At 46.6% G+C, this 12,324-nt stretch carries 16 protein-coding genes and 1 riboswitch; of the genes, 11 read left to right on the forward strand and 5 right to left on the reverse strand.

All coding sequences use genetic code 11. The features are described 5' to 3' along the window. Positions 1 to 68: 68 nt before the first annotated feature. Complete coding sequence (locus FEN17_RS18140) at positions 69 to 398, forward strand: YnfA family protein (RefSeq protein ID WP_138366725.1); 330 nt, start codon at positions 69 to 71, stop codon at positions 396 to 398. A gap of 3 nt (positions 399 to 401) precedes the next feature. Here the strand turns inward: FEN17_RS18140 and FEN17_RS18145 are convergent, their stop codons facing one another. The 4 genes from FEN17_RS18145 to FEN17_RS18160 all read right to left on the reverse strand — a co-directional run bounded on the left by FEN17_RS18145 (position 402) and on the right by FEN17_RS18160 (position 2,947). After that, positions 402 to 1,019 carry a thioredoxin family protein gene (locus FEN17_RS18145; RefSeq protein ID WP_138366726.1) on the reverse strand — a complete coding sequence of 206 codons (618 nt, stop codon included), beginning with the start codon at positions 1,017 to 1,019 and terminating at the stop codon, positions 402 to 404. Positions 1,020 to 1,036: 17 nt separating this feature from the next. Beyond that, the gene (locus tag FEN17_RS18150; RefSeq protein WP_138366727.1) at positions 1,037 to 1,525 is read right to left on the reverse strand and encodes a TlpA disulfide reductase family protein; all 489 of its coding nucleotides are present in this window, start codon (positions 1,523 to 1,525) and stop codon (positions 1,037 to 1,039) included. Positions 1,526 to 1,576: 51 nt separating this feature from the next. After that, positions 1,577 to 1,996, reverse strand: coding sequence for a hypothetical protein (locus FEN17_RS18155; protein ID WP_138366728.1), 420 nt, complete (start codon positions 1,994 to 1,996; stop codon positions 1,577 to 1,579). A gap of 102 nt (positions 1,997 to 2,098) precedes the next feature. Then, positions 2,099 to 2,947 carry a HEPN domain-containing protein gene (locus FEN17_RS18160; RefSeq protein ID WP_138366729.1) on the reverse strand — a complete coding sequence of 283 codons (849 nt, stop codon included), beginning with the start codon at positions 2,945 to 2,947 and terminating at the stop codon, positions 2,099 to 2,101. A gap of 126 nt (positions 2,948 to 3,073) precedes the next feature. On the opposite strand from FEN17_RS18160, the gene FEN17_RS18165 reads away from it, so the two are divergent. The 5 genes from FEN17_RS18165 to FEN17_RS18185 all read left to right on the forward strand — a co-directional run bounded on the left by FEN17_RS18165 (position 3,074) and on the right by FEN17_RS18185 (position 7,734). Continuing rightward, complete coding sequence (locus FEN17_RS18165) at positions 3,074 to 4,264, forward strand: sulfite oxidase (protein ID WP_205748168.1); 1,191 nt, start codon at positions 3,074 to 3,076, stop codon at positions 4,262 to 4,264. Between the two features lie 40 nt (positions 4,265 to 4,304). Beyond that, the gene (locus FEN17_RS18170; protein ID WP_138366730.1) at positions 4,305 to 4,808 is read left to right on the forward strand and encodes a hypothetical protein; all 504 of its coding nucleotides are present in this window, start codon (positions 4,305 to 4,307) and stop codon (positions 4,806 to 4,808) included. 98 nt (positions 4,809 to 4,906) lie between these two features. Further along, complete coding sequence (locus FEN17_RS18175; RefSeq protein WP_138366731.1) at positions 4,907 to 5,884, forward strand: YeiH family protein; 978 nt, start codon at positions 4,907 to 4,909, stop codon at positions 5,882 to 5,884. An 80-nt stretch (positions 5,885 to 5,964) separates the two neighbouring features. After that, entirely contained in the window at positions 5,965 to 7,206 is a 1,242-nt protein-coding gene (locus FEN17_RS18180) for a sulfite oxidase (RefSeq protein WP_138366732.1), read from the forward strand. Positions 7,207 to 7,332: 126 nt separating this feature from the next. Beyond that, entirely contained in the window at positions 7,333 to 7,734 is a 402-nt protein-coding gene (locus FEN17_RS18185; RefSeq protein ID WP_229208872.1) for a hypothetical protein, read from the forward strand. 44 nt (positions 7,735 to 7,778) lie between these two features. On the opposite strand, the gene FEN17_RS18190 is transcribed toward FEN17_RS18185, so the two are convergent. Continuing rightward, complete coding sequence (locus FEN17_RS18190) at positions 7,779 to 9,089, reverse strand: voltage-gated chloride channel family protein (RefSeq protein WP_138366734.1); 1,311 nt, start codon at positions 9,087 to 9,089, stop codon at positions 7,779 to 7,781. 37 nt (positions 9,090 to 9,126) lie between these two features. Next, positions 9,127 to 9,192, reverse strand: a riboswitch (Fluoride riboswitch). Between the two features lie 134 nt (positions 9,193 to 9,326). Between FEN17_RS18190 and FEN17_RS18195 the strand changes: the two genes are divergently transcribed. The 5 genes from FEN17_RS18195 (at position 9,327) to FEN17_RS18215 (ending at position 12,298) form a co-directional block, all read left to right on the forward strand. Next, positions 9,327 to 9,971, forward strand: coding sequence for a Crp/Fnr family transcriptional regulator (locus FEN17_RS18195; protein WP_138366735.1), 645 nt, complete (start codon positions 9,327 to 9,329; stop codon positions 9,969 to 9,971). A gap of 79 nt (positions 9,972 to 10,050) precedes the next feature. Beyond that, on the forward strand, positions 10,051 to 10,839 hold the full coding sequence (locus tag FEN17_RS18200; protein ID WP_138366736.1) for a sulfite exporter TauE/SafE family protein: 789 nt from the start codon (positions 10,051 to 10,053) through the stop codon (positions 10,837 to 10,839). Positions 10,840 to 10,852: 13 nt separating this feature from the next. Then, positions 10,853 to 11,302 (forward strand): methyltransferase family protein, encoded by a 450-nt coding sequence (locus FEN17_RS18205; RefSeq protein WP_138366737.1) that lies wholly within the window; start codon positions 10,853 to 10,855, stop codon positions 11,300 to 11,302. After that, positions 11,247 to 11,888, forward strand: a complete 642-nt coding sequence (locus FEN17_RS18210) for a YeeE/YedE family protein (protein ID WP_310589469.1) — start codon at positions 11,247 to 11,249, stop codon at positions 11,886 to 11,888. Before FEN17_RS18205 ends, FEN17_RS18210 begins: the two co-directional genes overlap by 56 nt. Then, positions 11,885 to 12,298 carry a DUF6691 family protein gene (locus FEN17_RS18215; protein WP_138366738.1) on the forward strand — a complete coding sequence of 138 codons (414 nt, stop codon included), beginning with the start codon at positions 11,885 to 11,887 and terminating at the stop codon, positions 12,296 to 12,298. Before FEN17_RS18210 ends, FEN17_RS18215 begins: the two co-directional genes overlap by 4 nt. Positions 12,299 to 12,324: the final 26 nt, after the last annotated feature.

A 12,324-nucleotide genomic window follows, 5' to 3' on the forward strand; every position in this document is an offset into this window, starting at 1 on the left:
TGCGGGAGTGACTGCGATTGTAAACTTGAAAATGGAAATGCTGACTAGCCTTTGTCTTAAAATAAATTATGACAGTTATTAAATCTTTATTGGTATTCATCCTGGCCGGCCTATGTGAAATTGGCGGTGGGTATTTGGTCTGGTTGTGGCTCAAAGAAGGTAAACCACTCTGGTTCGGCATCCTGGGTGGGGTGATCCTTGCTTTGTACGGCGTGGTGGCTACATTCCAGCCGACCGGATTTGGCCGCGTCTATGCCACATACGGCGGTATATTTATCGTGATGGCGCTTATATGGGCCTGGCAGGTAGACGGTTTCCGGCCCGACAAATACGATCTGATTGGCGCGGCCATTGCCCTCATCGGTGTTTGTATCATTTACTATGCTCCGCGCCCGTAATGCCTACGCTTTTTTCCATTTAATCCCGCAGCCAATCGCCTTCGCTGTCGGTATTGCGATGGACTTATTTTCCAAAAGCGCATTCACCGCATTGGCGACGTATTTTTCACTGGCCTGACTACGATCCTGGGCATTGTTGTCGATCGCACCGATGTAGCGGACGATGAAATCAGCACCATCCCGCTGAACCACAAAAACGGTTGGTGTATGCGTTGCCCCGTAGGTTTTGGCAATTTGTTGGGTTTCGTCAGTCAGATAAGGAAACGAATATTCCCGATCGGAAGAACGTTTTTTCATTGCCTGGAAATTATCGCCGGGAGAAAGTGCTGCATCATTCGCATTGATTGCGATCACTGGATAGCCTTTTGAAGCAAACTGTTTGTCCAGATCCATTACCCGTTGTTCATAAGCCTGAGCGACTGGGCAGGTGTTGCAGGTAAACACGAGGATAAAACCTTTCGCTGATTGATTAGTAGAGAGGGAAACCATATTCCCATCAACATTTTTTAGCGAAAAATCCATGGCCTTTTCGCCTACCTGGTAACCTGGCTGTAAAACGGTAAACCGAGCAAAAACGAAAAGCGACGTCAGGGTCACGGCCAATGCAAATAGTGATTTCATATTCGTGTTGGTTTAGATTATTGAATAAATGTTTTCAATTCTGCGGCTAGTTCTGCTTCGGTGAAAGGGCGCTCGTAGCTTTTTCTGGTTTTGGAATCGATAATGAGTGTAAAAGGCAATGCGCCAGACCATTCGGGTGAAACTTTGTCGATCCAGGAATTATAATCAGGCTCGTTCAACAATACTACCTTGGCTGATTTGATCCCTTTTCGGACAACGAAAGGTTCTACCTTCTTTTTTAGCAGCGATGCGGCATCCAGGCTTACCAATAGCACTTTCACTTTCTTCTTGGCGTACTGTGCGCTGATTTTTTCAAAATGCGGCAGCTCGGTAACGCAAGGCAGGCACCAAGTCGCCCAAAAATTCACAACCAATGTAGAATCGCCGGGTTTGTCCAGGATTTCACGAAGTTCCAGATATTTGATTACCCGGATCTGCTGGGGGTAGGCAATATGTCCCAAACAAAACAAGATGAGGACGAAGAGCCATTTTTGATAACCAACCATAAATACAATTTACAGAAAACCTCTGAAACGCAGGCCTTGTTTGGAGGTAAGTCAATGTTTATTAGGTAGTTTATCCAGCTCCATCACCAGATAAACCATTTCCTTAGTCTCTACCGAATCCCCCATTCTAAGCAACACCGGCCCGTCGCCGGGACTGAAAGTGAGCTGGAAACGAAGCCACGGACAGCACAGCCTCTCAAACTGGATAAACTCAAAAAGATCCTTGCTTAGAGTGCTGTCGGGTTTTTGAAAAACCAGCTCATAGCTGGCCGGTCCTTCCAGAGTTTTGTCGATTTTTTTGAAAAGCGTCTGGTGAAGTTCCTGCATCCTCTGAATCTGATCTTTGTCAGTGAGTTTGCAAGCCAGCGCGATCTTTTCTTTCAGCTTATTGGTAAGTTCCATATCCGATGATTGTCCGAAACAAGTCGCGGCAAGTAGCCAGAGAATCCCGCTGAAAAGAATGGTTTTCATATCTTTTTGGGACAAATATAAACCGTGGAGTATAGTCCATTGTCAAGGAAATAGTCTGCTTTATCCTTCTGAGCGCCGCTTCTTTTTTCGCTATCACTCATTTTAGCCAAGCCCTGCAATCCGCTCCCGGCAAACCCGCTCCGTCAAATCCCTCAATAGCGCCACCCGACCTCCTAAATATTCCAACTCCGCCTTCTCAATCCTGTAATTCCTGTTATACCTCGCATCGATATAAGCCTTTTTAAGAAGTATAAATAGCCGCCTATCTTCCTCCGTAGACATTGGAAAAATAGTCGCGAACTCTGCATGTTGTTTAACGACCTGACTTCCCAATATTTCTATGTCATGGATTCGCGGCTTGTAGTCAGTGAAAACAAGAAGAATTGCCGAGTAAAATCTTTCCACGGTTTGATGCAAGAGGAAAGCGGCTTCCTTAAAATTTGACCGGTTAAAGGTATCGTGATAGCTGAGAAAGAAATTTGAAGCACTTTCAAACCAGTGCTCAAATTCGTCAGTCGATTTTTCGACGCGTTGCGCGGAGTTAAGTTCTTTCGGCTCAGATAAGGAGAATTTTCCGGAATCGAAAAGCATGACTCCTTCTTTCAGAATATCGACAAAGAAGTAGTAATTCCGTTCGATCTTGTCGTTCACGAAGCCAATGCTGTGATAGATAATGCTTGTTCTGGTGATGTCCTCGTTGGCCATCAGTTCCTCTTCCAGCTCACGGGATTTCTTGACTTGCTTTGCCGAATTCTTGTCTTTGGTGACGATCAGAATGTCAAAATCGCTCACATACTCATATTTTTCCTGATAATCCTCCACCCAGTCGCCCCGCGCATAGCTGCCGAAGAGAATGATCATTTCTGCCTGGACTTTGTCCAGGATAATTTGGGTAAGTGTTTTTAACTGATCTTGTTTGTTTTGTGGTAGATGAGAGAGGGTGGTTTTCATTCGTGTGTAGGTTTTTGAAATTTCGGTAAGATACAAAATTTGAAACTTTGGCGTCGCTTGTGGCAGCTGTCGGCGATTTTTGCTGGAACAGTTATAATGTAAGTACAGAAACTTGACACTTACACTATGACTAATAAAAGCCCCAATCATGCTGACAAGAAAATGCAAAGGCGCACATTTCTGAGCGGAGTTGTCCCTGCAATGGCGGGCACAACGCTTTTTCCTTTCGCACCTACACCATTGATAGAAAAGAATGATGCATTTCCAGGTCTGATTACCAGGGAGAAAGAGCCTTCCAACCTGGAATTCCCTTTTGCAACATTAAAGGGAAGAATTACCCCTAATGCCCAGTTTTTTGTCCGAAGCCATTTCCCATTTCCGAAGCTTGATCCTGACGTCTGGAAATTGTCATTAACGGGCGATGTAAAAAGAGCAATTACCATTTCGTATGATGAGCTTCGTAAAATGCCATCGAAGACCGTGATGGCGACATTGGAATGCGCCGGTAACGGTAGGGCCAAACTGGCACCGAAGGTCAAGGGGCTTTTATGGGAGCAGGGTGCGGTTGGTAACGCTGAATGGACAGGCGTACCGCTGTCCGCATTGCTAGAAAAAGCGGGATTGAATGCGGACGTTTTAGAAATTATCCTTGAAGGGGCTGACAAGGGGGAAATCACGGAAGAACCCAGGTCGCCCGGGGAGATACGTTTCGCCCGAAGCATTTCTCTCAAAAAAGCATTGGAAGCAAATGTGCTGATTGCCTATCAAATGAACGGCAAAGATCTTCCCATTGCTCATGGGTATCCCGTCCGGGCGATCATCCCAGGCTGGTACGGTATGGCATCCATCAAATGGCTCACCAACATTATTGCGACAAGCAAACCTTTCGAAGGGTATTGGCAGACTATTGAATATGCATATTGGAAAAGGCAAGCCAACCAGCCGACGCTTACCGCAGTTACGGCGGTCGAAGCAAAGGCGGAAATCGCACGGCCAATGCTGCATGAGATTGTTCCTGCTGGCAAACCATACCGCATCCATGGGGCAGCCTGGTGTGGCGAGAAGTCAGTTATTAAGGTCGAAATAAGTACGGACAACGGACTGAGCTGGCAGGGTGTCAAACTGTTGGATACGGAGATCCCAAATGTATGGCGTTTATGGGAATTCAATTGGCACGTGCCCTCTAAGCCGTCAACGGCGGGGATTTTAGTCCGTGCTACCGATTCCGATGGCCATGTCCAGCCCGATAAGCACGATCCCGACCGGAGAACCTACATGGTCAATAAAACTGTGGCGATGGAGGTTGAAATAGGATAGAAATCCTTATTCCATATTTTGAATTGTATTTTATTAGACCATGCTAGCCATTTCTGAGATTTATCGACCTAATCAGGTAAAAATTCTTTTTGTCGCGGAGGCCCCTGGCGGCGGCGAGAAGCATTTTTATCATGGTAATACCAATTTATATCGAACGATCAGGGGCGCTTTTGAAATAGTGTACGGTAACTTTAACTCGCCGGAAGACTTTATAAAGTTCTTCAAGTCAATCGGCTGTTTCCTGGATCATTTGAGCCAGGCCCCACTGGACAAAACCAACAGGCAAGCACGTTTGGAAGGTAGAAAAAGCGCGGTAGCATCGCTGTCCAGCCGGATCAATGAAATGAATCCCGAGATAGTGGTTGTGTTGATGAGAGAGATAACGCCCTTTGTTGAAAGTGCTCTGGGGCAGTCGAATATAAGGTCCGTACAGTCGCTACTGGTCGTCCCTTATCCGGCTGGAAGTCACGCGAATAAACAAAACTGCATTAGTGAAATAACCCAAATCTTGAAGCAGTACGGGCCGGAAAGTGATTTTGCCTGACCTGCCGATGATAACCTGAGGTGATTAACCATCACTTATTTTGATGAAAATCAACGGTGACAGGATTGCAACTTTGCATATCAAAAACACACAGTGTTATGCAAAAGCAAATAATAAATAACTGGCAAACATTCATTTTCCTTCGCAATGGCATCGGCAGCAAATTGGTATTTGCTATCTGCGCTGTTCTTTGCCTGACGCCCTGGGTCAGCCCGCCGGTGGCACTTTTGCTCGGTCTGACTGTCGCGCAACTTAGTGGGCATCCATATCTTCATCTAAACCACAAGGCAACACATTGGCTACTTCAACTTTCGGTGGTTGGATTGGGATTCGGCATGAATCTGCACAGCGCGGTCAAGGCCGGAAGTCAAGGGCTGGGTTTTACTGTTATATCAATTTCTATGACCTTGCTATTTGGGTTAATTTTAGGTAAATGGATGGGTATCGACCGGAGAACCTCATTCTTGATTTCCAGCGGTACTGCTATTTGTGGGGGCAGTGCCATTGCTGCCATATCACCGGTAATCCGCCCTGAGCAAAAACAGATTTCAGCTGCACTGGGATGCATTTTTATACTCAATTCTGCTGCATTGTTCATTTTCCCATGGATCGGTGCTGAATTAAACCTGACACAAAGCCAGTTTGGCCTTTGGTGTGCGCTGGCCATCCATGATACCAGCTCAGTGGTCGGGGCTGCCAGCAAATACGGGCCGCAGGCACTGGAAATAGCAACAACAGTGAAACTTGCCCGCGCCTTATGGATATTACCGGTAGCGTTTGTGGCGTCCCTGTTGTTTAAAAATAAATCCGGTAAGGTATCTATCCCTTATTTCATCGGCTTTTTTATCCTGGCAATGGTACTGAATACATATGTCCCTCAGATAGCTTTGATCAGCCAATTCTTTATCAGAATAGCACACATGGGTCTGTCTCTGACGTTATTTTTGATTGGCGCGGGTTTGTCCAGGCAGGTTTTACGCTCGATCGGAGTCAAGCCGATGCTTCAAGGAATTTTACTATGGACGGGTATCTCGCTTGCAGCCCTGTACGCCGTGATGCATTTTGCCGGAGACTAATACAATGATCATCTACCTCTTAATTTTCGAGTATTGCCAGTTACCTAGGTATTTTATAAGATTTAAAATCTTTGCTTTTTATGGAAATTAAAGAAACACAAACCAGGCTCTTTGATCGCAGAGGGTTTCTTCGGACATCATCGCTGGCCACTTTGACAGGCCTGCTTGGAACCAATATCGTTTTTGCAGACCGGTTGCCAAGGCACTATCTCCCAGTCGCATTTAACATCGACCCGATGGCCGACAAAAATAAAAACCTTGTCATCTTAAATGATAAGCCCTGGAATGTAGAAACCCCGGCCTACTTACTCGATGATGAGATTACACCTGCTGACAAAATGTTCATCCGCAATAATGGACAGATCCCTGCCAGTATTGATATTAAGAACTGGAAGCTGACTATCAAGGGTGAGTCCGTTAAAGCAGTTAAGTCTTATACGCTGGCTGATCTGAAAAGTAAATTCAAACCTTATACATACCAGCTTGTGCTTGAATGCGGAGGGAATGGCAGGGCGGGCTATTTTCCCAAAACGTCCGGCAACCAGTGGACTGAGGGCGGCATCAGCTGTGCGGAATGGACAGGCGTGCGTTTAAAAGACGTCCTTGCAGACGTGGGGATCACCGATACGGCGGTCTATATTGGATACTACGGACAGGACCTGCATTTGAACGGTGATCCCAATCAGGCTGTGATTTCAAGGGGAGTACCAATCAAAAAAGCATTAGAAGATGAAACATTGATTGCCTGGTCCATGAACGGCAAAGACATTCCATTGGTACATGGCTACCCGCTACGCCTGGTGATAGGTGGCTGGCCTGCATCGGTATCAGGAAAATGGCTTCACACAATCGCGGTGAGAAATAAAGTGCACGACGGGGCGAAAATGACCGGAAAAAGTTATCGGGTTCCCATCCATCCGGTGGCACCGGGCGTTGACCCCGATGAAAGTGAGTTCAAAATTATCGAGTCGATGCCAGTCAAATCGGTAATCACGTACCCTAAAACCGGATTGGAAATGCCCCAGGCACAAAAACTGGGTGTTCGCGGCCACGCATGGGCGGGTGACAGAACGGTAAAACGGGTAGAGGTGTCGATCGATTTTGGCGAGACATGGATGAATGCTACTTTGAAAGACGCAAAGAACCGGCTTGCCTGGCAGCATTGGTCGGCCAATCTCGATTTCCCTATGCAGGGATATTATGAAGTTTGGGCCCGTGCAACGGATGACCAAGGGCGTTCGCAGCCTATGGTAATGCCTTCCTGGAATCCAGAAGGATATATCAATAATTCATGCCACCGGATTGCGGTGAAAGTGGTTTAAACAATTTCCGACATGCAGAGTATATTAAAAAATGGCCGATACTTGCTATTGTCAGCCGGAGTATTGATGTGGTTGCTTTGTGCCTGGGTTCAAGTCCAGCCCAACCCAGGCAGCAAGACGTCGTCAATGTCAACGACAACAGAGACGCGCGCTGAAAAGGCACATGCTGAAGTCTACGTAAGAGCGACACCTGAACAAAATTCGAGCGCAGCTAGCTCAGACACAATCCGAAACGCGCAAGGAGTTTTGGTCGATGGAGAAAGTGGGCTGGCGCTCGGCGAAAACATGTTCCTGGTCAAGGCGCAATGCACCATTTGCCATTCGAGCAAACTGATTTTGCAAAGCCAGTTTGACCGTGACAAATGGATCGAACGAATCCGGTGGATGCAGCGCACCCAGAAGCTCTGGGATCTGGGAGAGACCGAAAAGCCGATTTTGGATTATCTGGTAGAGCACTATGGCCCCAACAAAACTGGGTTCGATGGCCGTCGGCTACCCCTTCCGGCACAAACCTGGTACAAGTTGTAAAGTATATTATCTGCCTAATGGCGCTAACCGCGTTAGCTGTATTTTCAGTTACGACTTCTGATTCTGGTTGCAGAAAGTTTTTGGCCTGTGCTGCGTGCATACACAAGATGCTTGGCTTGGCCAATCTGCTGAGAACCGTAAATGCCGGAGTGGCCAGAGAAGAAATAGGCGACGATACAGGCAAGAGCTATGTAAACGCCACATTCGCTCCCAAATAGCTCCATCCCCATCAGCACACAGGCGAGCGGAGTATTGGCAGCACCGGCAAAAACAGCGACGAAACCCATGCCCGCCAACAAGCCAACCGGCAATGGGATAAAATAGGAAAGTGCATTACCCAACGTGGCACCAATAAAAAACAGGGGTGTAACTTCACCCCCCTTGAAAGCAGCACCCAGGGTTACAGCGGTGAAGATTATTTTGAGCAAAAAGTCATAAGGTGGTATTTGCATTTGGAAGGATTCCAGTATCACCGGTATGCCAAGGCCGATATACCTGGTGCTACCCAATGCAAACACTGCCGCCGAAACCAGCGCGCCACCAATCAGCGGTCGAAATGGAGGAAAACTGATGTATCGTTTAAAAAATCCTCCAATCGCATGTGTGAGGCTACTGAAAGACTTGGATGCGGCGCCGAAGGCTATTCCTGCAATAATTGCATACCCAATATTGGGGATTGACAAATCCGGTATTTCTGGGATGTGGTAGTGGGTATGCCCCACCTGCCATGCCCGGGTGGTCATATCGGCGAAGGTCGCGGCGGCGAATGCCGGAAGCAATGCATCGTACCGGATACTGCCGATTAAAAATACTTCCAGTCCAAATACCCCGCCTGCAAGAGGTGTCCCAAAAACAGATCCGAAACCGGCAGCAATTCCAGCAATCAGGATAAGTCTTCTGTCGCGTGGGCGCAGGCCTAAGATCCTCGTAAATTGATCTGAGATCGAGCCCCCGATCTGTAATGCCGTACCTTCGCGCCCGGCCGAGCCGCCAAAGAGGTGGGTAGCTATGGTCCCGATTAAAACGAATGGGGCCATTTTTAGCGAGATGATTTTAAATGGCCTGTTGATATTTTCAAGTAGCAGATTATTTCCCGCTTCAAGTTCTTTTCCAAAATAGTGGTACATACCGCCGATCATAAGCCCGGCAAGCGGAAGCAGGGCAACGATCCAGAGGTGAGTTTCACGATAGTGGGTAGCCCAATCCAGACAGACCAGGAAAAGCGCAGAGGCCGACCCGACAAGAATCCCTACTAGTGCAGTAAGGATAAGCCATTTAACGGTAAAGAATGCGATGGGGTATTTCCAGAAAAGGAAAACCAATTTTTTGGAGAGACGAAACCTTGAAACTGACATTTATATATATACCTATTAGTTGAACAAATACAATTTGATCCTAATAGGCGCCATCAGCCGTTTCGGGCGGTTTCCGCAGGAAGACACCATTTCCTGTTATGAGGACAAAGATATAATTAAATCCTGCAAATGCAGGATTTCCGGCGTTGATTCTATTTAATCCCCAAGCGCCTGGTGTTTGCACAAGAACTTAGCGTGAGAATGTTTAGTTGATTAATCCAACGACATTTATAGAATATGGAACCAACCCAGTCAATCATCAACTACCTGGACGCATCATTTAAAAGCTTTGAACCCGGGCTTCGAGACCGGATCGCCGAGGCAGGTGTCTTAAAGAATATCCCTGCCGGGGAAGTGATCATGAGGACGGGACAATACATAAAACATAGTGTCTTGATAGCCTCTGGGCGGGTAAAGCTGTACCGGGAGGGTGATGATGGGCAGGAAGTTTTCATCTACTACCTCGAAGAAGGCAATGCTTGCGCGTTGTCAATGATTTGCGCCACCAAACAAGAATCAAGCGAAATCATGGCCAAGGCCGTCGATGATACAACAATCATTGTGATCCCGATACGGATGATGGATGAGCTGATGACTACCTATCGCAGCTGGTATTATTTCGTCCTGGAAAATTATCGGTCCCGCTTTGAAGAGCTGCTGACCGTCCTGGATAGCGTGATTTTTAAGGCGATGGACGAGCGCCTGGAATTCTATCTACGAAATCAATTTAAAAGCAAAGGCGTCGATGAGTTGACCATCACCCACCTTGAAATTGCCAACGACCTGAACACCTCCCGAGAGGTCGTTTCACGCTTGTTGAAGAAGATGGAGCTGAACGGAAAAATCAGACTGTTCCGTAACTCTATTGCCTGGGTGGGATAAACATGGTTTTTCCTTCTGTGATAAAAGTCACTTTCTGGCAACAATCGTATTGCTTGATTTGTGTGATTGATATCTGCAAATGGAAATTATGGCTTATTTGGCGTCTGTGTTGATTGGTATTTCGCTCGGTTTAGTAGGCGGCGGAGGTTCCATCTTAACGGTGCCCGTGCTGGTTTACTTATTTGGTGTACCGCCATTGCTTTCTACTTCCTATTCCCTATTCATTGTCGGCTCTACCAGTCTGATCGGAGCAATTCGGAACTATAAAAACGGGTTACTGAATGTTCGCACCGCCTTATTATTCGGGGCAACTTCGGTTACGACCGTGTTTTTGGTCAGAAAATTTCTCATTCCTCAAATCCCAAACCAACTCTTTGAACTAGGAGACTTTCAGGTCACGGAGCCAATTCTAACGATGGCCTTGTTCGGGGTGTTGATGATAGCTGCATCAGTGGGCATGATAAAAGACAACACTCAGTCAGCCAAAAAGGCCCAGCGTCAAGGTCATAGTTTTTTCAAGCTCTTTGCATTCGGCACAGGCATAGGACTAACAACCGGGCTTCTCGGTGCCGGTGGAGGTTTTTTACTAATCCCAACACTGGTTTTGCTACTCGGGATGCCCATGAAGGAGGCAGTTGGAACATCTCTTTTGATCATTGCTCTAAACTCTCTGATTGGTTTTGCGGGTGATTTGGGGCATTTTCAAATTGATTGGGGATTTCTTCTGACCGTTACCAGTATTGCTATTGCCGGTCTTTTTCTCGGTGGATTGATTGGAAATTACCTTAATGTGGACCGTTTAAAGAGGGGCTTTGGTTGGTTTGTCTTGGTGATGGGCGCTTACATTATCATCCACGAATTCATTTGATGGCGAATTATATATGAGAAAAAAGAAAGATCTCATCTTCGTTGGTATTCAGCTTGCCTTATTTGGCCTATATGTGTTTTTACCCGCCGTCAGGATTTTCAAAATTTGGTCGGGTGTAAAACTAGTGGGAGTAGCGGTTGCCCTCACCGGAATGATCATGATTGTCACGTCAATGTTTCAGATAAGGAGAAGCCTTACACCGTTTCCATCGCCAGTGAAACGTGGGAAGCTTGTTACAACAGGAATATATAAATATATCCGGCACCCGATTTATTCCGGCATTTTTCTTCTCACTTCCGGTTATGGTTTACAGGCTACAGATTCTCTTAGGGTCATAATCAGCCTTGCATTGTTGCTGCTGTTTTACTTTAAGTCACGCTACGAAGAAAAGATGTTGGTGGCATTCTATGATGATTACCGGCAATATCGAAGTCATACCTACCGATTTTTCCCTTTTTTATAATAATGTCACACAATTGATTTTTATGCTTGATCTAATCCGCCAACCTTGGCCCTGGTATGCTTCGGGCTTTGCCATTTCCGCCATCATGGTTTTGCTACTCTATTTTGGAAAGTCTTTCGGGTTTTCTTCCAACCTGCGGACAATTTGCTCGATGGCCGGGGCCGGCAGTAAGTCAGACTTTTTTGACTTTGACTGGAAGGGTGAAATCTGGAACCTTCTGTTCCTGGTAGGTTCAATCCTTGGCGGCTATATCGTCTCGGTATGGCTTAATAGCCCAGCTCCGCTTCAATTGTCTGAGACAACTATTACCGATTTGCATAAACTTGGCATAAGCTTCGATGGGGGCCTGAACCCTGATCAGCTATTCGGCCGTCAAATTCTATCGTCTCCAAAAACAATTCTGCTTCTTTTGGCTGGCGGCGTGCTGGTTGGATTTGGATCCAGATATGCAGGTGGATGTACATCAGGTCACGCAATCAGCGGGCTATCAAACCTTCAAATTCCGTCCCTGATCGCAGTGGTGGGTTTTTTCATTGGCGGGCTTGCCATGACCCACCTTATTTTTCCTGTTCTTTTCAAGTTATGAAAGCTTTAAAATTTATAGTTACCGGAGTACTTTTTGGCATAGTGATGGCTAAATCCGAGGCCGTCTCCTGGTACAGGATTCAGGAAATGTTCCGCTTTCAGTCATTTCATATGTTCGGCATAATCGGTACAGCGCTATTGGTCGGCATTGTCGCCGTCTTTATGATCAAACGTTATCACATTAAAGATTACAGCGGCAATCCAATCACATTTCACGACAAAACCGGCCGTTGGCTACGGTATTTGCTCGGGGGTATCATTTTTGGTTTGGGATGGGCGTTGACCGGGGCTTGTCCGGGACCTATGTTCGTAAACCTGGGGTTTGGTTATTGGTCGATGCTGATCGTGATATCGGGGGCATTGGCCGGAACATTCTTGTATGGCCTGGTCAGGCGATGGTTACCTCACTAATCCTTCCTCAACATTAGATTTTACAT

The sequence above is a fragment of the Dyadobacter luticola genome (assembly GCF_005860805.1).
Classification (GTDB): Bacteria; Bacteroidota; Bacteroidia; order Cytophagales; family Spirosomataceae; genus Dyadobacter; species Dyadobacter luticola.